The 20,889-nt window shown below is 58.0% G+C and carries 18 protein-coding genes; 17 read left to right on the forward strand and 1 reads right to left on the reverse strand.

Features of this window, described 5'->3' with window-relative positions; translation table 11 throughout:
* Window positions 1-39: 39 nt before the first annotated feature.
* The 3 genes from QRN38_RS10275 (at window position 40) to QRN38_RS10285 (ending at window position 3,136) form a co-directional block, all read left to right on the forward strand.
* Window positions 40-534: a CesT family type III secretion system chaperone gene (locus QRN38_RS10275; RefSeq protein ID WP_007244838.1), complete on the forward strand. Its 495-nt coding sequence runs from the start codon at window positions 40-42 to the stop codon at window positions 532-534.
* Window positions 531-2,669, forward strand: a complete 2,139-nt coding sequence (hopM1, locus tag QRN38_RS10280; RefSeq protein WP_057418539.1) for a type III secretion system effector HopM1 — start codon at window positions 531-533, stop codon at window positions 2,667-2,669. The genes QRN38_RS10275 and hopM1 overlap by 4 nt, the downstream gene beginning before the upstream one ends.
* Window positions 2,670-2,746: 77 nt before the next feature.
* A complete protein-coding gene (locus QRN38_RS10285) occupies window positions 2,747-3,136 on the forward strand; it encodes a type III secretion system chaperone (protein ID WP_057418540.1) in 390 nt (129 codons plus the stop codon).
* A gap of 48 nt (window positions 3,137-3,184) precedes the next feature.
* Here QRN38_RS10285 and avrE1 read toward each other — a convergent pair whose 3' ends face one another.
* On the reverse strand, window positions 3,185-8,488 hold the full coding sequence (avrE1, locus tag QRN38_RS10290) for a type III secretion system effector AvrE1 (protein WP_057418541.1): 5,304 nt from the start codon (window positions 8,486-8,488) through the stop codon (window positions 3,185-3,187).
* A gap of 220 nt (window positions 8,489-8,708) precedes the next feature.
* On the opposite strand from avrE1, the gene QRN38_RS10295 reads away from it, so the two are divergent.
* The 14 genes from QRN38_RS10295 (at window position 8,709) to hrpV (ending at window position 20,536) form a co-directional block, all read left to right on the forward strand.
* Complete coding sequence (locus QRN38_RS10295; protein WP_057418542.1) at window positions 8,709-10,196, forward strand: lytic transglycosylase domain-containing protein; 1,488 nt, start codon at window positions 8,709-8,711, stop codon at window positions 10,194-10,196.
* Between the two features lie 1,077 nt (window positions 10,197-11,273).
* The gene (hrpR, locus tag QRN38_RS10300) at window positions 11,274-12,218 is read left to right on the forward strand and encodes a transcriptional regulator HrpR (protein WP_007244834.1); all 945 of its coding nucleotides are present in this window, start codon (window positions 11,274-11,276) and stop codon (window positions 12,216-12,218) included.
* Window positions 12,219-12,263: 45 nt separating this feature from the next.
* Entirely contained in the window at window positions 12,264-13,172 is a 909-nt protein-coding gene (gene hrpS / locus QRN38_RS10305) for a transcriptional regulator HrpS (protein WP_007244833.1), read from the forward strand.
* A gap of 93 nt (window positions 13,173-13,265) precedes the next feature.
* On the forward strand, window positions 13,266-13,607 hold the full coding sequence (gene hrpA / locus QRN38_RS10310; protein ID WP_007244832.1) for an Hrp pili protein HrpA: 342 nt from the start codon (window positions 13,266-13,268) through the stop codon (window positions 13,605-13,607).
* 55 nt (window positions 13,608-13,662) lie between these two features.
* Window positions 13,663-14,775, forward strand: a complete 1,113-nt coding sequence (gene hrpZ / locus QRN38_RS10315) for a type III secretion system effector HrpZ (protein ID WP_122223222.1) — start codon at window positions 13,663-13,665, stop codon at window positions 14,773-14,775.
* A 27-nt stretch (window positions 14,776-14,802) separates the two neighbouring features.
* The gene (gene sctI, locus QRN38_RS10320) at window positions 14,803-15,177 is read left to right on the forward strand and encodes a type III secretion system inner rod subunit SctI (RefSeq protein ID WP_005763898.1); all 375 of its coding nucleotides are present in this window, start codon (window positions 14,803-14,805) and stop codon (window positions 15,175-15,177) included.
* 8 nt (window positions 15,178-15,185) lie between these two features.
* Window positions 15,186-15,992, forward strand: a complete 807-nt coding sequence (sctJ, locus tag QRN38_RS10325) for a type III secretion system inner membrane ring lipoprotein SctJ (protein WP_005763897.1) — start codon at window positions 15,186-15,188, stop codon at window positions 15,990-15,992.
* Window positions 15,992-16,519, forward strand: a complete 528-nt coding sequence (locus tag QRN38_RS10330; protein ID WP_010206126.1) for a hypothetical protein — start codon at window positions 15,992-15,994, stop codon at window positions 16,517-16,519. Before sctJ ends, QRN38_RS10330 begins: the two co-directional genes overlap by 1 nt.
* A gap of 35 nt (window positions 16,520-16,554) precedes the next feature.
* Entirely contained in the window at window positions 16,555-17,136 is a 582-nt protein-coding gene (gene sctL / locus QRN38_RS10335) for a type III secretion system stator protein SctL (protein ID WP_007244829.1), read from the forward strand.
* A gap of 94 nt (window positions 17,137-17,230) precedes the next feature.
* Window positions 17,231-17,455 (forward strand): type III secretion protein HrpF, encoded by a 225-nt coding sequence (locus QRN38_RS10340; protein WP_003375722.1) that lies wholly within the window; start codon window positions 17,231-17,233, stop codon window positions 17,453-17,455.
* On the forward strand, window positions 17,442-17,873 hold the full coding sequence (locus QRN38_RS10345; RefSeq protein ID WP_007244828.1) for a type III secretion protein: 432 nt from the start codon (window positions 17,442-17,444) through the stop codon (window positions 17,871-17,873). Before QRN38_RS10340 ends, QRN38_RS10345 begins: the two co-directional genes overlap by 14 nt.
* 1 nt (window position 17,874) lies before the next feature.
* On the forward strand, window positions 17,875-19,974 hold the full coding sequence (gene sctC / locus QRN38_RS10350; protein ID WP_057418545.1) for a type III secretion system outer membrane ring subunit SctC: 2,100 nt from the start codon (window positions 17,875-17,877) through the stop codon (window positions 19,972-19,974).
* Window positions 19,971-20,174, forward strand: coding sequence for an HrpT family type III secretion system protein (hrpT, locus tag QRN38_RS10355; protein WP_005763882.1), 204 nt, complete (start codon window positions 19,971-19,973; stop codon window positions 20,172-20,174). Before sctC ends, hrpT begins: the two co-directional genes overlap by 4 nt.
* 2 nt (window positions 20,175-20,176) lie before the next feature.
* On the forward strand, window positions 20,177-20,536 hold the full coding sequence (hrpV, locus tag QRN38_RS10360; protein WP_007244826.1) for an HrpRS complex negative regulator HrpV: 360 nt from the start codon (window positions 20,177-20,179) through the stop codon (window positions 20,534-20,536).
* The last annotated feature ends 353 nt before the right edge of the window (window positions 20,537-20,889 follow it).

Raw genomic sequence — 20,889 nt, forward strand, 5'->3', positions numbered from 1 at the left:
AGACTGGTATTGCTCCGCACCGCACTCAGAGGCCTTGAAATGACCAACAATGACCAGTACCACACCCTTATCAACGAAATCTGCGCACTCAGCCTGATTTCCACACCTGAACGTTTCTATGAATCTGCCAATTTCAAAATCAGCGAAGTGGACTTCACCCTGCAGTTTCAGGACCGCGACGAAGGCCGTGCCGTTCTGATCTACGGTGACATGGGCGCGTTGCCCGCGCGCGGCCGTGAGAGCGCGTTGCTGGCGTTGATGGACATCAACTTTCACATGTTCGCGGGCGCCCACAGCCCGGCATTTTCCTTTAATGCGCAGACCGGTCGTGTGCTGCTGATGGGCTCTGTGGCCCTTGAACGAGCCTCTGCCGAAGGCGTGCTGTTGTTGATGAAGTCGTTTTCCGACCTGGCCAAAGAGTGGCGCGAGCATGGATTCATGGGGCAGGCCACAACTGTAGGCGCCTCGACGGACCAACCTGTTGCCCCAGCAGCCAAACGCGAGAGCCTTTCGGCTCCTGGGAGATTCCAATGATCAGTTCGCGGATCGGCGGGGCCGGTGGCGTCGAACTCAGCCGGGTAAACCAGCAGCACGATACTGTTCCCGCCCAGACAGCTCACCCAAATGCAGTCACTGCAGGCATGAATCCGCCGCTGACTCCCGATCAGTCAGGGTCACACGCGACAGAAAGCTCGTCTGCCGGCGCGGCGCGGCTGAATGTCGCGGCTCGACACACACAGCTTTTGCAGGCCTTCAAGGCTGAGCATGGGACGGCTCCGGTCAGCGGCGCGCCGATGATCAGTTCGCGTGCTGCGTTGTTGATCGGTAGTCTGCTGCAGGCCGAGCCTTTGCCTTTTGAAGTCATGGCCGAGAAATTGTCTCCTGAGCGCTATCAACTGAAGCAGTTTCAGGGCTCGGACTTGCAGCAGCGGCTGGAAAAATTCGCCCAGCCGGGTCAGATACCGGATAAAGCCGAGGTCGGGCAACTGATCAAGGGTTTTGCTCAGTCGGTCGCTGATCAACTGGAGCACTTTCAACTGATGCATGACGCTTCGCCCGCAACGGTAGGCCAGCATGCAAAAGCGGACAAGGCGACGCTTGCCGTCAGTCAGACTGCCCTTGGCGAATACGCCGGTCGTGCAAGCAAGGCAATCGGCGAAGGCCTGAGCAGCAGCATCGCGTCGCTGGATGAGCACATCAGTGCGCTGGATCTCACTCTGCAAGATGCCGAAGAGGGCAACAAGGAGTCTCTGCACGCTGACAGGCAGGCGCTGGTCGACGCCAAAACCACCCTGGTAGGTTTGCACGCCGATTTCGTCAAGTCGCCGGAGGCCAAGCGCCTTGCTTCGGTCGCCGCACATACGCAACTGGACAACGTCGTCAGTGATCTCGTCACTGCCCGTAACACGGTGGGTGGCTGGAAAGGTGCAGGGCCGATTGTCGCGGCTGCGGTTCCGCAGTTCTTGTCTTCAATGACACACTTGGGTTATGTGCGTTTGTCCACCAGCGACAAGCTGCGAGACACGATTCCCGAGACCAGCAGCGACGCCAACATGCTCAAGGCCTCGATAATCGGGATGGTGGCGGGCATTGCTCACGAGACGGTCAACAGCGTGGTCAAGCCGATGTTTCAGGCCGCCTTGCAGAAGACTGGCCTCAACGAACGCCTGAACATGGTGCCAATGAAGGCTGTGGATACCAATACGGTTATTCCTGACCCCTTCGAGCTGAAAAGCGAGCACGGTGAGCTGGTCAAAAAAACGCCCGAGGAAGTCGCTCAGGACAAGGCGTTCGTGAAAAGTGAACGCGCGCTGCTGAACCAGAAGAAGGTTCAGGGTTCGTCCACCCATCCGGTAGGTGAGCTGATGGCTTACAGTGCCTTCGGTGGTTCTCAGGCTGTGCGCCAGATGCTCAACGATGTTCACCAGATCAATGGGCAGACGCTGAGTGCAAGAGCCCTGGCATCCGGTTTTGGCGGGGCGGTTTCTGCCAGTTCGCAAACGCTGCTGCAATTGAAGTCGAATTATGTCGACCCGCAAGGGCGCAAAATTCCGGTATTTACCCCGGACCGCGCCGAGACCGATCTGAAAAAGGACCTGGCCAAAGGTATGGACCTGCGCGAGCCGTCGGTACGCACCACGTTCTACAGCAAGGCTCTTTCGGGTATTCAGAGTTCTGCACTGACCTCGGCACTGCCGCCTGTGACCGCTCAGGCTGAAGGCGCAAGTGGCACGCTCAGTGCGGGGGCTATTTTGCGCAACATGGCCCTGGCAGCGACGGGTTCGGTGTCCTATCTGTCCACGTTGTACACCAACCAGTCGGTTACCGCAGAAGCCAAGGCGTTGAAAGCGGCAGGCATGGGCGGTGCAACACCTATGCTGGACCGTACCGAGACGGCTTTGAATAACATCCGTCATCCGAACAGGGAGTCGCTGCCACATACGTTCCAGAAGAGCACGTTGAGCGGTATCCCACGAGTCGCGGAAAACGCCTATCACATGGGACGAGGCGCATTGCAGTTGCCTACCCAGATGGCCGTGGATACGGTTCGGGTCGTGGATGAAGGTGTGTTGAACGCAGTCGCGTCAGCACGCGAGGCGCTTAAGCAGCCGACAAAAGACGATGACGCATTGAGGGCACTTGAAGAGGGCTTGCTTGACCCGCGTTAATCCCGGCGCCGGACACAGGCTGCAGGCGCCTGCTGTCCGGCTGCTTCATGCTGTTTTAACCTTAAAGGACTATGACGATGAAAACTTCGCAACCCGATTTCGCCCGCTTCATCAATTCTCTGGGCGCCCAGCTCGCCACGTCACTGACCTTGCAGAACGGCGTATGCGCTCTTTATGACGGTCAGAACAACGAAGCGGCGATCATTGAATTGCCCGAGCACAGTGAGATGGTCATCTTTCATTGCCGCATTGGCCGCTGCCCAGAGCGTGCCCCCGATTTGCAGCGTCTGCTGAGCCTGAACTTCGACGTAGCGCGCTTGCATGGCTGCTGGTTTACGGTCGATCAGGGCGATGTGCGGTTGTGTGCCCAGCGTGAATTGGCATCGCTCGATGAGCCAGCGTTCTGCGACGTGACTCGCGGGTTCATTTCCCAGGCACGTGAAGCGCGCGCTTTTTTACAGGCTTGAATAAAAAAGCGCCGCTTCAATGCGGCGCTTTTTTTACTGTTTTCGTTATCAGCTCTTCAGTTCAAACCCCTCTTTCTTCAAGTCGCGAGCCGCTTCCTTGAGCGATGCCGATGGTCGTGACAATTCGCCGTCGAAAGTGTAACCAATCGGCTTGTCCTGGTCTGCGCCATAAACGAAGTTGATGCGCCCCAGTGTTTTAGTGACGCTCACATTCGCTCCACTGTTATAGCTGACCAACGGTGTTGGTGAGGTGAAGTTTTCAGCCTGGGTCGCGGTGTGGAATACCACCAGACGCTTGATGCGCATCTCGTTGCGATCCTCCAGCAGGCTGGAGAGGTCGCTTTGAGTCATGGTGCCGTTGAGGCTGCCTTCATCGATCTTGTCGACCAGTGAGTCCTTCGGTTCCAGCCGTACGCGTGCCAGCGTCCCGATACTGCCCTCCATCTCCTTGAGCATGGCGCGAAGTTTCGGGTCCTGGCGCATGAATTCGGCAACTCTTGTCGCATTGCCCGGGGCGCTCGCGTCGCGCACGGAACTCATTATTTTGGTAAGTATGCTTTCACTGGACAGGCCGGAGAGGTTGGTTTTGCTGGTTTCAAAGCGTGCGTTGTCCATCACGCTGTGCTTGTTGGCTGATGCCCGATGCTCGACCGCCGCGCGTTTCAAGTCGCGCAATGCCTTGTACTGCTTGTCGTTGTCTTTGGGCGGTGGTATGTCGGCAAACAGTTCTTCAAGCCCGTCGAGTTGCGCCTGAATAACCTCATCCGGTTTCTTGCCTGTGTAGCGTGCATTCAGAGGGTCGGCCAGCTCCGCCAGTTTTGCTTTGGTCGTGTTGTCCAGGAACGCTTCCCCAAGGCCCTTCGACAATTTGCTCAGACCTTCAGTCGTTATCGGCTTGGCGACGTTGTAACGAAACTTGATCCGTTTGACCGTCCTGTTCTCCACGCTGAAATTGAGCGCTCCGCCCAGGTTGTTGGCGGCTGTTTGTGATGCGGGGGTAGGGCCTGGGGCGGAGGCGGGTGTGCCCGTGGGGGCCGTGTGGCTGCCGCCGATCTGAGCGCGAAGCTGCCCGCCGGCCGTCACGTTATTCAAAAAGCGCGGGCGGTTTTTACCGCCTTCCTTCAGTTCGGTCTTGTCGTTTTTCTGGGTCAACGAATAATCGGTGTAGGTCATCAGGTTAACGGTGATGTTCGCAGCGAATCCGCCGCGCACTACCGCAGAAAACGAATCGCTGTTGGGGTCGGCATTCGGGTCTCGGTCTTCGGTCAGGTTTATTCCGGCGCGTATATCGGCAGTTCCACCTGCCGTGAGGTCGAAGTTGAATCGCCGAGCCTCGTAGCTCTCATGGTCCACTGCTTTTTTCAGCACCTGCAATGGATTCAACTGACCTTCAAACAGGTCGTCGACGAATGCGTCGATGTCTTCATCCGGAACATTGAAGACCACCCCGGCGCGCTGGCTGGCGGCGACGGTGGCGGTCACGTCCACGCCCAGGCGAAAGTTGGGGGTCAGTGTGCGGTTGTTGCCGACATCAACACTGCGTGCAGGATTATTTGCGTCAAAAAAGCCCGGCCAGTAGTCTTTGCCGGCACCGAAACCGCCGCTCACGTTTCCCGCACCTTCGCTAATGAGGTACAGCGTAACGCCGCCCTCGCAACGCTCGGCATTGAGTATGTAGTTACGGTTACCGGTGGCACCTGCCGTTGGCCAGAGCCCTGTAGCCTTGTCGGCAAGAATGATGAACGGGGTGGTGAGGTTCACTCCGTAGCTGCGCTGCAGCCCGACTTCGTCGTCGCCATGCTCCAGTTGCTTGAGCATGCTTTTGAATTTTCCGGCCAGCTCGGCCTGGTCCTTGCTGCCTGTGGCTGCGCGCATATTGACGCTGACGGCATGGTCCGCTTTTTTGAACGACTTGAGGAATGTCTTGACCGATTCGTAACCGCTTTCCAGCGCTTTGTTATCGGTAAAGCCCATGTCTGTGACCACCTTGACCGGGTTTTCGCCGTAAGTCACATCACGCAGCGTCGCCAGCTTTTTTTGTAACGGCTCTATGTCGCTTTGCGGCGGTAGCTGTTCGACCTGGTCGAGCAGCGCGCCAAGGCTTTTCAGTGTGACCAGATCCAGCGCCAGGCGCGCTTTGCTCAGGCCATGATCCTCGCTGGCATCGCGGCGCTGTCCCAAAGGTATGTCGGCTTTCTGGTGGCTGAGTTTCAGCCCTTGATGCTTCAGCGTGCCGAGCAACTTTTTGGTGGGGTTTTCAGCAGACGGAGCCACTTGAGTCAAGGCATCCTGCAGCTCCTTGACCAAGTCATGTCCAGAGCTTTTGAAGTTGAGCTTTGTGCCCAGATCAGCAAGCTTCTTGCCAAACTGCATGCGCACCGACGGCTTGGCCAGCTCGCCATGCTGGTTGAGAATGCCGTCCTGCTGTTTAAGGTTTTTCGCCTTGCCATAGCTCTGACCGATCGACATCAGCGCGGTGTAGCTGTGATTTTCCAGCTCGTCGCGCAGGGTTTCCAGTTCCTTGACCAGCGTAGCGCCTTGAGGCCCCAGTTTTGCTTCCAGTGCGGTGATGCGCGCTTTCAGGTCTTGACCCCGTGCCGGAGGCCTTCCCCCGGACTCATGGATCAGCTCCAGTTGCTTGAACAGCATCGACTCGGTTTCATAAACCTCTTTCAGACCCAGGCGACCCTGGTAGCGATGCTGAATATGGTCACCTACGTTCTTCATCCAGCGGGGCGTTTCTGCGGTGTTTTTGTAGATGTTGGCGCGGATGAACTCGCTGGTGCTGGCTTTTTTGGATTTCTCCACACCGCTGCGCCCGAATGTATTGACGTCCATTCTGAGCGTCAGCCCGGTTTTTGGAATTCGCCAGGTCTTGTTTGAACCTGTGATGCGCGAGTGCACATCATTCAAACCGTTTTCTTCTACCGGGCGCTGTTCGAACCTTTGCCATTGGCCTGCCTTGAGCTGCATAAGACCCTTGCCCTCGGCGTCTTCGATCTGGGCGCTGAGCACGTTGTCGTCGTTGGTGAAAAGTGCCTTGACCGGCTGCCCTCCGGGCAGCGCAACCGGCGTCCAGCGGGCTCGCAACTGGTCCCCCAGCTTTGTCGATTGCCAGGCTTCCTTGGGCAGGCAGTAAAGCCCGCCGGTACTGGTGAGGGCGTGCAGGTTGTGTTTTTCGTCCAGCGACAGGCTCTTGATATCGCCTTCCAGCCCGGGAATGTCGAGTTTGACGGGTTTGTGGTCCTTGCTGTGAGCAGTCAGCGTGTTCTTGTCATCAAGGGCAACGAAGCGTTTGCTGCTGACCATTGCGAAGGCGGTGATGACCCGGTCATCGAGGCCCTCGATTTCCTTGCCCATTTCGACTTTTGTCGAGCGTGCGGTCTGCGCCAGTGCTGTGTTGCGGTCAAAAGCCATGTTGGGGTGTTCGGCCGCAATCTTGAGTGCGTGCAGCTTGCCTCCCTTGAGTACATAAGCATTGCTGTCGGCGCCGCGTTGCAGGCGATCGATATCTTTTATGCCTGCGTCTTTCCAGCATTCTGGCGTTGCGTCCCAGCGCTGAATGCGTCCTTCACTCAGGCCAACCAGGCCCGCACGATCGAGGTTGAGCCGGTCAGCGGCGGTGGGTGGCGGGGGCATGGTCAGGCCGCGATTGTTGTTCAGTACCAGCGCATTGGTCAGGTTCCAGCCGCTTTGCAGTTTTGAGCTTTGCTCGTCTAGAGCGTGGGAGTGAGTCTCGCCCTGACGGTTTTTGATCAGCGCGTGAACACCGCCGTCGTCCCCGTTGATGAATCCGGTGACGCGGTTGTGGCCTCCGAGGGGCACGCCTTCCAGCTGAAAGTTTGCCTGCTCGGGCATCAGCTTCAATTTCGGGTCATCGCCCTCGAATGCGCTACGGTCCGCACTGTAAAGTCTGCCCTGAGTGTCAGCGATAAACAGCTTGTCGCCACTCAAACCGACCGCCGCCGCCTGCGCCTTGCCGCCGTCGAGCTCAAGGCCTTTGGTTTTTTTCGGCGTCAGCCCGCCAATCACCGGGCTCATGTCAGTCAGTAGTATCGCCTGGGTCGTTTTGCCGCTGAGCAACGCTGCTCTGTTGTCCGGCGCGACTGAAAATGACTGCAGGTCTTCGACTTCCACGTGCGGCATGACCGGGCTCGACAAGTCGACCACGGCATCGTCACTTTTTGCATAAACCGAGCCGTTGCCGCCAGTGGACAGGCTGTTGAAAGCGGTATCCTCCAGGCCTTCCGGTATTTTCCAGCGAGTGCTTATCGGGTCGAACTGATAGAGCCGGTCCTCATGCACACGCATACGCTCGCCGTCGTGACTGAGAAGCACATTGGTAATGTGAGCGATGTGTGCCTTGCCTGGGAGCTCCTGGGTTTTGCGGCCGCTGGCGGTGTCGATGTGAATGTTGCCGTCTTCACGCTCCATTTTCACGGCCGGTGGTTTCTTTCCTTCTATAAGGAGTGCTTCGTTGCTGCTACGGATCACGGCCAGCGAGCTGTCGTCTTGCGCCAGGTGCAGAAGGTGCCCGTTGGCCTGTAGCAACTGGTGCCCGTGCACGCCGTCTTTGCTTTGGTGGGCCAGGTAGGTTTGCTTGGGGGTGGCGAGAATCGAATCCAGTAACGGCGCCAGACCGGGCGTATTGAACGTTGAGAAATCAGGCTTTCCCTTGGCGTCCAATTGAATGGTGCCTTGCGGCTCCGGGTTACGAACCAGTTTTTCGTCTTTCAGCTCGAAACGGCCTCCGTTGCTGCGCGTCATCCCCTCAGCGCCTTGCAGGCGACTGCCAGATAACCGGGATTGGCGAGTGGCATTTGCCACCGCTTCTTCATCGGTCATCGGGTAGTCTGAATCGAGGTAGGAGGCACTGCGCTCAAGGCGGTCTTGCGGCAGATCAAATCTTACGCGCAGGTTTTTACGGGAGGCTGCCTCTGGATGGGACGACACTTCTTCTATTTCATGTGTCTGCGCTCCGGAGCTGCTCGCCTGGTTCGTGCGGGTACGCAGAATCGACTTGGGTACGCTGTTGGCGTTCTGCGGGCTGCTGCTGGAAGCACTGGATTCGCGAGCTTTGTTTCTGGCCGTATCCGTATTTGAAAGGGGCTGGGAGGTTTTGACGTTTTTCGCGGTGGGCGGCGTGGCAGCTTTCTGCTGCGGCGCTTTGGATTTCTGGAACAATTTACCGACGCTTTTCAGCGCCCGCTTGCCGACACTGCTCAACGAGTGCGAAGAGCGTTGCCTGGGTTGTTCGGCTCTTTGCTGCAGATCAGTTGCAGCACGTGCGTCAGGGGTGACGGTTGGCTGAATGATGCTTCCGGTGTTCCGGTGGATCGATGGTGACTGCACGGTGAATCTCCCTGTCCATGTTATCGCTTATAGCCGCCTGATACGAAACGTGAAAACTCCTTCACAGGATGAGTGGCATGCAATGCCAGCGGGTTCCATCGGAAAAACTTATGGCTGAAAGGATTCAGCGATGCGTTGTGTGCGGCGATCTCGGTTTCAAAAGGGAACCGTAACGGCGAGCGCGCCACGTAGGGTGGACACGCTCAGGACATTCCCGCCCATGCCCGCCGTCGCCTTCCCCGTATCGAGCCCACGCTTGCTGGCTCGCGCTGTTCAAATCGCAGTCCTCGCTATGGGCGCCTTGTGTGTGGGCTGCCAGTCTGTGGACTATTCGCCGCCGCGTCAGGACCGTCCGCCGCGGCTGGTGTCGGGGCTGGTCTATTGGGGGGGAGATGATAAGGAAGGTTCGCGGGCTGCAGACAAAATCTCCGATCTGCCTGTTTATAACGGCGAGGACGTGTGGCAGCGGGTTGCCCAGCGCTGCAGGCTGGTCGATGGCCAAGGCATGAATGAGCGTATCGCTCGCCAGCGCGACTGGTTGCTGAGCAATCGCGGATTTATCACGGGGGCCAGTGTCCGGGCCAGCCCTTATCTGCATTTTATTGTCGAGCGCCTGGACGAGCGCAACATGCCGCTGGAGCTGGCACTGCTGCCGATGATCGAAAGCTCTTATAACCCCATGGCCAACTCTCCGGCCGCTGCGGCAGGTTTGTGGCAATTCATTCCATCCACGGGGCGCAGCTTCAATCTGCATCAAAGCGCGACCTACGACGCTCGCCGTGACGTGGTGGCCTCCAGCAAGGCGGCGATGGATTACCTGACCCGCTTGCATGATCAGTTCAATAATGACTGGCTGCTGGCGCTGGCCGCCTATAACGCGGGGGAGGGCACCGTCGGTCGGGCGATCGAGGCCAACCGACGGCGTGGTCTGCCTGTGGACTACTGGAATCTGAATTTACCCAAGGAAACCCAGGATTACGTGCCCAGACTGTTGGCGCTCTCAATGGTTGTGCGCAACCCCAATGCCTACGGTGTGAAACTGACCCCGGTCGCCAACACGCCGTATTTTGACGTAGTCGAGCTTAACCATGCCGTAGACCTGACCCAGCTCGCGGCCACGGCGGGTGTGGATGAGGGCCAGTTGTTGCGGCTGAACTCGGCATTCCTGCGCAAAAAGACCTTCGATGGACCGGGACGTCTGCTGATACCTAAAACCCAGAATCGCGTGCTCACGACCAGCATCGCGCGCATTACCGGTGAGTCCCCGGTGACTGCCAGCATCCCGCTGGTCACCCCTTCAGCCATTGTGAAACGGGCGGCTGAGCGTCTGCCCGCGCCCTCGCCTGTGGCTGAGCGTCCAGTGCGTGTTGCAGAGCGTCCGCCGCTGCCCAAGCCCGTGCAGTCGGCTCAGTTAGCCGAAAACCTGCCTTCGCCCAAAACAGCTCAGCCGTTGCCGGTGGCTCAGCAGCCCACCGCGCCTGAGGCGTTACAGCCAGCTCCTGCAACTGAATCAGCGCCGGCGGTAGAGATCGCCCAATCCGCACCTGTTGTGGAACCTGATCCGCTTACAAACCGGATACAGTTGCCCCGCATCAGGGATGACCGTTCGTCGCCTCGCAAGCGTGATGACGACGAGTATCGCAGCGGTCCGCGCGAGCTGCCTACGGGGCCGCGCGTCGTGGTTTTTGCCAGTGATCCACGCCAATAACCCCGGTTTTACTCGATTGTTCTATTGAAAACCCCTGAAAAGCGCACTTTTTTGGTGCTTTTTCTCGTTGTCGGACAATATTGATCTGCCTCAATACAACTTCTTTTATTGAGCGTTACCCGTTTTTTGGATCCTAAAGATGGCGCTTAGCCATATGATGTAGAGCGCTACATATGATTATTTTGATGAACTTTTTTAGCCGAATGTAAGTGAAAGATTACACACATTTAGAAACATTCTAGGTGATGGCACGCGATCATCGATCGTATTAACCGCCTGGTTCACAGAACCTAAACCTGCGGTTCCGGTATTAAGCTACGCTGAATCCTTTCCGCGAATCCTTAGATGGCTGTGCCTGGAAATAGTCTAAGCAGGTGGGCTTTTGTTCGGATTGCCGAATGCGATGATGACTAAATGCCAGTACTAGTGGTGCCGAAAAACCGGGGCTATGACCGCTTTGCCAGTATCCAAGCCTCTGTGTTGTTCGGAAATCCGACTGCTCGTGGGGCGGAACTAAGCTGGTCGTATCGACTGTTATAAAGTGCAAATAGTTAGTGTCAGGCTGTTGTTTGGTTTCTCGTGTTATTGTTGTTCGCTTCTTTAAGCTCGCCGCTAAAAACCGTTTGGTTTTCTTGTTTTGTGTGTTCGGTTTTCTTCTGCTTCCTTACTTGTGATCCCTTTAGTTGTTTTTGAAAAGTCTTATATGTTTCTCTCGAGTAGTGACGAGAAGTTAGTTGCGTTTCATTGCGCGATTTTGGGGCGCTTGCTGCTCAAAGGTGCCTGCTCTTGTCCCGGATCACAGCTGCTTTGAGGTGTGGAGAGGCCCTATGGCTGCGGGGCGAGCCAGCGCATGGACGCTGTAAGCGCTTGTTCGCATTGGAGTAACGATAGATTAAAGCAATCATCTCAAGAGCCTGAGTCTATCGGTAGGGTCGTCTTGGTATGGTGATATTAATATGATAGTAATTCTCAACTTTGTGATCTTTTTCTCATTTCCCGGGGAACTAAATTAATATATTTCTGCCTTGTAAGACGTGGTATTAATACTCCGCTTGCCACCCACCATGAGAGTGAACGATGAGTACAGGCATCGATAAGGACGTCCGAGAGTGTTGGGGCGTAACTGCATTATCAGCGGGTCATCAAATTGTAATGAATAGCGCGTTTCTGGATATGGACTTGCTGTTGTGCGGGGAAACCGGCACCGGCAAGGACACACTGGCCAACCGCATTCACGAGTTGTCCAGCAGGTCGGGACCCTTTGTGGGCATGAACTGCGCCGCCATTCCCGAGTCGCTGGCAGAGAGCCAGTTATTCGGTGTGGTCAACGGTGCATTCACCGGCGTATGCCGGGCTCGCGAGGGCTACATAGAGGCCTCCAGTGGTGGCACCTTGTACCTGGATGAAATCGACAGCATGCCGTTGAGCCTGCAGGCCAAACTGCTGCGTGTGTTGGAGAGTCGAGGTATCGAGCGTCTGGGCTCGACCGAATTCATCCCGGTGGATCTGCGGATCATTGCCTCGGCCCAGCGGCCACTGGATGAACTGGTGGAACAAGGACTTTTCCGTCGCGACCTGTTTTTTCGGCTCAACGTGCTGACGCTTCACTTGCCAGCCTTGCGCAAACGTCGTGAACAGATCCTGCCATTGTTCGACCAGTTCACCCAGGGTATCGCTGCCGAGTTCGGACGTCCCGCTCCTGCGCTGGACAGCGGGCGTGTGCAGCTGCTGCTCAGCCACGACTGGCCGGGCAACATCCGCGAATTGAAGTCTGCAGCCAAGCGCTTCGTACTCGGCTTCCCCTTGCTGGGCGCCGACCCTGTGGAAGCGCTTGACCCTGCCACGGGGCTGCGCACGCAAATGCGCATCATCGAGAAAATGCTCATCCAGGATGCCTTGAAGCGGCACAGGCACAATTTCGACGCGGTGCTTCAGGAGTTGGAGTTGCCAAGACGCACCCTGTATCACCGCATGAAGGAACTGGGAGTTGCAGCGCCGATCGCTGCGACGGCCGGGGTCTGAAACGCAGGTGTGGTTATGCAACGTTGATGTCCTGGGGGTCATGGGATGAGTCTTGATGAAAGGTTTGAGGATGATCTGGACGAGGAGCGGGTTCCGAATCTGGGGATAGTTGCCGAAAGTATTTCGCAACTGGGTATCGACGTGCTGCTATCGGGTGAGACCGGCACGGGCAAAGACACGATTGCCCGACGGATTCATGAGATGTCAGGCCGCAAAGGGCGCCTGGTGGCGATGAATTGCGCGGCCATTCCGGAGTCCCTCGCTGAGAGCGAGTTATTCGGCGTGGTCAGCGGTGCCTACACCGGCGCTGATCGCTCCAGAGTCGGTTATGTCGAAGCGGCGCAGGGCGGCACGCTGTACCTGGATGAGATCGATAGCATGCCGCTGAGCCTGCAAGCCAAACTGCTGAGGGTGCTGGAAACCCGAGCGCTTGAACGGCTGGGTTCGACGTCGACGATCAAGCTGGATATCTGCGTGATCGCCTCCGCCCAATGCTCGCTGGACGACGCCGTCGAGCGGGGGCAGTTTCGTCGCGATCTGTATTTTCGCCTGAACGTCCTGACACTCAAGCTTCCTCCGCTACGTACCCAGTCCGATCGCATCGTTCCCCTGTTCACACGTTTTACGGCCGCCGCCGCGAGGGAGCTCGGTGTTCCCGTTCCCGATGTTTGCCCACTGCTGCACAAAGTGCTGCTGGGCCACGACTGGCCCGGCAATATCCGTGAGCTCAAGGCTGCAGCCAAACGCCATGTGCTGGGTTTCCCCTTGCTGGGCGCCGAGCCGCAGGGCGAAGAGCACTTGGCCTGTGGGCTCAAATCGCAATTGCGAGTGATCGAAAAAGCCCTGATTCAGGAGTCGCTCAAGCGCCACGACAATTGTGTGGATTCGGTAAGCCTGGAACTGGACGTGCCACGCCGTACGCTCTATCGACGCATCAAAGAATTGCAGATCTGATTTTTTGCAAAGACGCTGGAACCGATTCGCAGGCTGCTGCCACCTAGTGAGTACCAAGCAATCACGCTGGTAAATCTTAAGGGGCATCAAATCATGGTCGCATTTGCAGGATTAACCTCCAAACTCACCAACCTTGGTAACAGCGCCGTTGGCGGTGTCGGCGGCGCATTGCAGGGTGTCAACACGGTTGCTTCCAACGCCACTCTTCAGAAAAACATTCTTTCGGGCACCGGCGACAGCCTGTCGGTTGATGCACAAGCCAAGGCCAGTAAAGAGTCCGACGCCAACGGCGCGAAGCTGATCGCGATGCAGGCCCAGGAAACCATGAAGAAGCAGACCATGGACGTGCTCAACGCCATCCAGGCCGGCAAAGAAGACTCTACCAACAAGAAGATCAGTGCCACAGCGACGAACGCTAAAGGTATCAGTTACTAATTATTTCTGATTGCCCCCTCATCAGAGGGGGCCGCTACCTTGGGATGGGCGTTTTATGCAAGCACTTAACAGCATCAGTTCGTTGCAAACCTCTGCATCATTGTTCCCCGTGTCGCTCAACAGCGATGTGAGCGCCAACACCAGCACTTCCAGCAAAGAGCTCAAGGCTGTGATCGATCAGCTGGTTCAGGCGCTGACCCAAAGTGGGCAGCTCGATGAAACCTCACCGCTCGGCAAAATGCTCGCCAAGGCCATGGCTGCGGATGGCAAGTCGGCTAACAGCATCGATGACATCACTGCATCGCTCGACAAGCTGATCCACGAAAAGCTCGGCGACAATTTCGGTGCCTCTGCCGGCATCGGCGCGGGTGGCGGTGGCGGTGGCATTGGCGGGGCGGGTTCTGGTTCGGGTGTCGGTGGCGGTCTGAGCAGCGACGCGGGTGCCGGGCAATCCGATCTGATGAGCCAGGTCCTGAACGGCCTCGGCAAAGCCGTGCTGGACGATCTGCTGACACCGAGTGGTGAAGGCGGAACAACCTTTTCCAGTGATGACATGCCGACCCTGGAAAAAGTCGCCCAGTTCATGGACGACAACAAGGCCCAGTTCCCTACTCGGGACGGCGGCTCGTGGATGAACGAGCTGAAGGAAGACAACGGCCTGGATGCACAGGAAACCGCTCAGTTTCGTTCGGCTCTCGACGTCATTGGTCAACAGCTCGGCCAGCAACAAGGTGATGCCAGTGGCGTTACCAGTGGCGGCGGTCTGGGTTCGCCCGTGAGTGACACCTCCCTGGGTAATCCTGCAATCGATGCCAACACAGGTCCCGCGGCCAATGGCAATGCCAGCGTCGACGTAGGTCAACTGATCGGTCAACTCATCGACCGTGGTTTGCAGTCGGTTTCGTCGGGTGGCGGTCTGGGTACACCGGTCGACAATTCCACGCAGCCGGCAGGTGGCACGCCAGCGGCTAACCCGACGGGCAACGTGTCCAATCAGGACCTGGGTCAACTGCTGAGCGGCTTGCTGCAACGCGGGCTGGAAGCGACGCTTCAGGATGCTGGCAACACCGGCGCCGACCTGCAATCCAGCGCTGCGCAAGTGGCAGCTCAGCTGATCAATGCGCTGTTGCAAGGCACCAATAACCAGACTAACCAGGCTGTGGCCTGACTGACAGCCGCCTGACGGAGAACCAGTGTGACCATTTCCCAACTCAGCAATTTGAAAAGTGTATCGCCGGAGCTTGGGCAGAATGCTCATCAGGGGCTCGGCTCCGAACCCGTTCAGGCGGATGTCGACCTATTCAATGCGGCGATGCGCCCTGACAGCGGGCCCGCAGCGTCGCACCTGTCCGACCGGATAGCCAGTGCGCTGTCCGAGCGGCTGGGCAGTACCGAGAAGCTTTCACAGCAAGCATTACGCCAGATGAAGAAAGTGTCGAACACCGAAGATCCTGGAGACATCGTGCAGATGAGTCGGGCGTTGTCGCAGTGCTCGTTGCAAATGGCGTTGACGACCAAGGTCGTGAGCAAGAGCGCTCAGGCGCTCGACAAGTTGACCAACCTGCAGTAGAGGTTTCCGTGAATTTTCTGAGCGCAGGGCTGCTGCTGTTGTGCATGCTGCTGCTCGGCGGCTGCAGTGATGAGACTGATTTGTTCACTGGCTTGTCCGAGCAGGATTCCAATGAGGTCGTAGCGCGCCTCGCCGATCAGCATATCGATGCGCGTAAACGTCTGGAGAAAACCGGCGTTGTCGTGACTGTCGCCACCAGCGAAATGAACCGCGCCGTGCGCGTGCTCGACGCTGCGGGTCTGCCTCGGCGCTCGCGCACCACGCTGGGGGAGATTTTCAAGAAGGAAGGGGTGATTTCGACGCCGCTTGAAGAGCGTGCCCGTTACATCTACGCCTTGTCCCAGGAACTTGAAGCCACGCTGTCGCAGATCGACGGAGTCATTGTGGCCAGAGTGCATGTGGTGCTGCCCGAGCGCATCGCGCCGGGCGAACCTGTTCAACCGGCTTCTGCTGCGGTGTTCATCAAGCACTCTGCTGCGCTTGATCCCGACAGTGTGCGCGGACGTATTCAACAGATGGTCGCCAGCAGTATTCCCGGCATGTCCACGCAATCTGTCGATTCGAAAAAGTTTTCCATCGTGTTTGTGCCTGCTGCAGAGTTTCAAGAGACCACACAATGGGTGAGCTTCGGGCCCTTCAAGCTGGACAGCACGAACCTGCCGTTCTGGAACCTGATGCTCTGGGTGGCACCTGTCGGTCTTGCGTTGGTGTTGCTGATCGGTGCACTGCTGGTGCGCAGTGACTGGCGCGCCAGTCTGTTGCGACGGATCGGGTTTGGCAGTCGCGGTCGTTCAACGCTGCCGGCACGTGCATGATGAGCCTTTCTGCCGAGGATCACTGGATTCACTGGTGGTGCAACCCCTGGCAGTGGGCTCATTCGCAGTGGCATGACCGATTCGCCAACGCTCGTGGGTTATCGGTCAGTGACTGCGATGCGCTCATGGCCAGCCGTCATGGCGTGTTTCTGCAGAGTCTGGGCATTGACCCGGCTCAGCCGCCAGCGCCCGCGGAACCGGTGCTGCGCTGGTTGGCGCTGACGCCCTCGCAGCGTGAGCAGGCGCTAAGCCTGGCGCAGTGCATCTGCTTCTCCCGTAACGAAAGCGACGGCCCTGACGGTCAATGGTGCTGGGGGTTGACCAAAGCGCTGCGCCCCGGTGTCTGGCTGGAGTTTGAACATGAGGACGCGCGTCTTCTGCTGGGCGCCTGGCTTGGGCCGCAATACTGGTCGCGACTGCGTCTGGAGTGGCCGCCCAATGAAGTGCCCGACACCCCCGGCAAGGCACCCGAAAACAAACTTCAGGCGTTATGGCAGGCCATCATGTGGCGCGTCACGGCTGCCTGAATCCGAACCAGCTTCTCTGCATCAGGAATACGCCCATGCTCGCCAAACGCAGTATTGCTCTGACGGCCGCTACGCTGCTGCGCGAACCGATCTTGCGCCGCGAAGACATCGCCGACAGCCTGCTGGCGCGCGACATCCTGGCAGACGCGCGGCAGCAGGCCACGCAGATACTGGCCCTTGAGCAAGAGAAAGCCGAGCACCTTCAGCAGCAGGCGCTGGCGCAGTTCTGGGAAAACGCCAACGCGTTTCTCGGCGAGCTTCAGGTGCAGCGCGAGGCGTTGCAGGAGCAGGCAATGACCGCCGTAGAAGAACTGTTGAGTGAATCCCTGCGGCACTTGTTAGACGACACCACGCTGGCCGAACGTGCGCGGGCGCTGGCCAGAAACCTGGCCGCCAGCCAGCTCAATGAAGCGGTCGCGACGCTCAGTGTTCACCCCCAAATAGCCGACGCCGTGGCTGAGTGGCTGGCAGACAGCCGTTTTTCCGAGCACTGGCAACTCAAGCGCGATGCAACGATCGCCTCGGACAGCTTGCGTCTGAGCGATGCCAATGGCGCGTTCGATATCGCTTGGGCAGACCTGCGCAAGGGGCTGCTGGGTGTCGAGCCTGCTGCCTGATACACACTCTCTGCACTCACTTGATCGCATGATGGAACCGCTCGGCGGGTTTGCTCCACTCAAGGTTTGAACCCTTCTGCTGGAGCACCAGGACATGATCAGTTTCAACAGCTTGCAACGCCATCTCGACAACTCGGTGAGCCGTGCTCACACCAACATGGACCAGGCAGCGATGGAAGCCTCCGAGAGTGGCACCGTCGAAGACCTGCAGGCATTCAACGATGCCCAGCAGCAGGTCGATGTCGCCGGTATTGCCGTCAATGAATGCCTGCGTGCCAAGCACGGTATCAATAAAGCAGTCATCGATGGAATTCAGTGAATTCACCGAGATCGTTGGCCAGTGGTCTACCCAGCGTCCAGCGATGCCGCTGGACTGCTGGATCGATGACGCCAATGCTCGGCTGGCGGTCGTCGGCGACGGGGTGCGTTGCAGTATCGAACTGCTCGACCCGTACGACGCCGGTGACCCGCAACGGCTCGAAGCCTTGCTTGGCGAGGGCGGCGCAAGCCTGGCGTGTGCCTGCGACGGCGCGCTGGCCATCGATCCGCAGACCCGCTGCGTAGTGCTGGTCAGCTGGATGGCAAACCCCTGCAGCCTCGGTGACCTGCTCGATCGCCTGGAAAGCCTGGCCAATCAGCGCGCGGCCATGCTCAGCCTGATGCAAACCACTATTCGTAACACGACGCCCACTTTGTCCGGGCGTTCGATCCTCAATCACCGGCAACCGGGAGTGTGAAATGCGCAAGGCCTTAATTTGGTTGCCTTTATTGTTGATCGGGGTGATCCCTGCCACGTGGGCGGTCACCCCAGAAGCCTGGAAACACACCGCCTACGCCTATGATGCCCGGCAGACCGAGTTGTCTACTGCCCTGGCTGACTTTGCCAGGGAGTTCGGCATGTCGCTCGACATGTCGCCTGTCCAGGGCAAGCTCGACGGCCGTATTCGTGCTCAGAACCCTGAAGAGTTTCTTGAGCGGCTGAGTCAGGAATACCACTTCCAGTGGTTCGTCTATAACGACACGCTGTATGTCAGCCCTTCCAGCGAGCACACCTCGGCGCGCATCGAAGTCTCGCCGGATGCGGTGGACGACCTGCAAACGGCGCTGACCGATGTCGGTCTGCTGGACAAGCGTTTTGGCTGGGGCTCGCTGCCTGACGAAGGCGTGGTTCTGGTTCGTGGTCCGGCCAAATACGTGGAGTTTGTGCGCGACTACAGCAAGAAAGTCGAAAAGCCCGACGAGAAGGCCGACAAGCAAGATGTTGTCGTGCTGCCACTCAAATACGCCAACGCGGCTGATCGGACTATTCGCTACCGTGACCAGCAGTTAGTGGTGGCCGGTGTCGCCAGTATTCTTCAAGAGCTGCTGGAAAGCCGTTCGCGTGGCGAAAGCATTGACAGCGTGAACCTGTTGCCGGGGCAGGGCAGCAGTGTTGCCAACAGCACAGGTGTCGCGGCCGCCGGCCTGCCTTACAACCTGGGCTCCAATGGTATCGATACGGGAGCACTGCAACAGGGCATTGACCGCGTATTGAACTTCAACAGCAAAAAAACTGCCAAGGGTCATGCCTCAGGCAAGGCAAATATCCGCGTAAGCGCTGATGTGCGTAACAACTCCGTATTGATTTACGACCTGCCAGAGCGCAAGGCCATGTACCAGAAACTGGTCAAGGAGCTGGACGTTCCGCGCAACCTGATCGAAATCGATGCGGTCATTCTCGACATCGACCGCAATGAACTGGCTGAACTGTCCAGTCGCTGGAATTTCAATGCCGGCAGCGTCGGAGGTGGTGCCAACCTGTTTGATGCAGGCACCAGTTCAACGTTGTTCTTGCAGAACGCCAGCAAGTTTTCTGCCGAATTGCATGCGCTTGAAGGCAATGGTTCTGCGTCAGTCATCGGCAACCCGTCGATCCTGACCCTGGAGAATCAGCCTGCAGTGATCGACCTCAGTCGCACCGAATACCTGACGGCCACTTCCGAGCGGGCCGCTGACATTCTGCCCATCACGGCGGGCACCAGCCTTCAAGTGATTCCGCGTTCGCTGGACAACGATGGCAAGCCTCAGGTGCAAATGATCGTGGACATCGAGGATGGCCAGATCGATGTGTCGACGATCAATGACACCCAGCCCAGTGTGCGCCGCGGCAATGTCAGCACCCAGGCGGTGATTGCCGAGCACGGCTCGCTGGTCATCGGCGGCTTCCACGGTCTGGAAGCCAATGACAGGATTCACAAGATCCCGCTGTTGGGCGACATTCCCTATATCGGCAAGCTGCTGTTCCAGTCCCGCAGTCGCGAACTGAGTCAGCGCGAGCGGCTGTTCATTCTGACCCCTCGACTGATCGGCGATCAGGTCAATCCAGCACGCTATGTGCAGAACGGCAACCCTCATGACGTCGATGACCAGATGAAGAAGATCAAGGAGCGACGTGACGGAGGCGAGCTGCCAACGCGGGGCGACATCCAGAAAGTCTTTACCCAAATGATCGACGGCGCCGCCCCGGAAGGCCTGCGCGCTGGCCAGACCCTGCCCTTTGAAACCGATAGTCTGTGTGATCCGGGCGAAGGTCTGACGCTTGATGGGCAGCGCTCGCAGTGGTTCGTCAAAAAAGACTGGGGTGTTGCTGTGGTGGTTGCGCGTAACAACACGGACAAGCCGGTACGTATCGACGAAAGCCGATGCGGCGGTCGCTGGGTAATCGGCGTTGCGGCCTGGCCTCATGCATGGCTGCAGCCGGGTGAAGAAAGTGAGGTGTACATCGCTGTGCGCCAGCCGCAGATATCTAAAATGGCCAAAGAAAGCAGGCCGTCACTGCTCCGGGGAGCGAAACCATGATGATTCGTAGCCTAACGCTCTTGCTCTTGCTGTTTGCTACGCTGACAGGGTGTGCCACCCACGGCTGTGCGGGGAACGCTTGCAAACGCCCGGACTCCAACAACCGCGAGCTGGTCATTTGGTGGCCGCCCGACATGCGCGAAGGTCTGGACGACCGGGACCATGAGCGGGATTACACTGTCGTGCAGTTAAAGGATTAGAAATGATTGAGGTAACGGAAAAGTCGGCATTTTACGCTCAGGTTGCCGCCCAGAGCCCAGCAGTATGGCCAGTGGCCAATGGCGTCGCGTTTGTCAGTCGGCGCGAACACCATGATTGGGGGATCGCCTTGCACATAGAAGGCCGCGCGTTGCGTCCCGATCAACTGCGTGATGCACTGCAACGACGTTTTATGGAGTCAGAGCGTTTCAATCACTACTTCCTGTTTCTGGACGTACGACGCGACTTTGTGGTGTGGCACGCGGTCAACGAAAAACCGGGTTCCTACGCCAGCCTGGACGACATCCGCCGGCATGAATTGATGCTGGCAGGGCTGGACCATTTGAGCGAGGAAATGCACTGACCGCGTAAGCCGAGCGTGTTCATGAGCCCAGGCAAGACGGGTTCATGAACACTGCCTTGATATGAACACCTCCCGCCTTGCAACCCTCCTATACACCCTTCCCTGATACTTACCGTGCTTTGCGCTTGGCGCACCTCTCAAGACAGGACGCAGAGCGTCCAGAACGGCATGCCGACGCGGAGCGTCGCACGATAGTTGTCGTCAGGATTATCGTTCCTCACGCTCCAGCGTAGGAGTGCCCTGCGTGACGCTCCGCGTCACAGATCTGCGCCGCATCGCGATACTCAAGACCGGACGCAGAGCGTCGCACGATAGTTGGGATTATCGTTCCTCAAGCTCCAGTGGAATGCCTT

Source organism: Pseudomonas sp. CFBP2511 (assembly GCF_030209255.1).
GTDB classification, from domain to species: Bacteria; Pseudomonadota; Gammaproteobacteria; order Pseudomonadales; family Pseudomonadaceae; genus Aquipseudomonas; species Aquipseudomonas avellanae.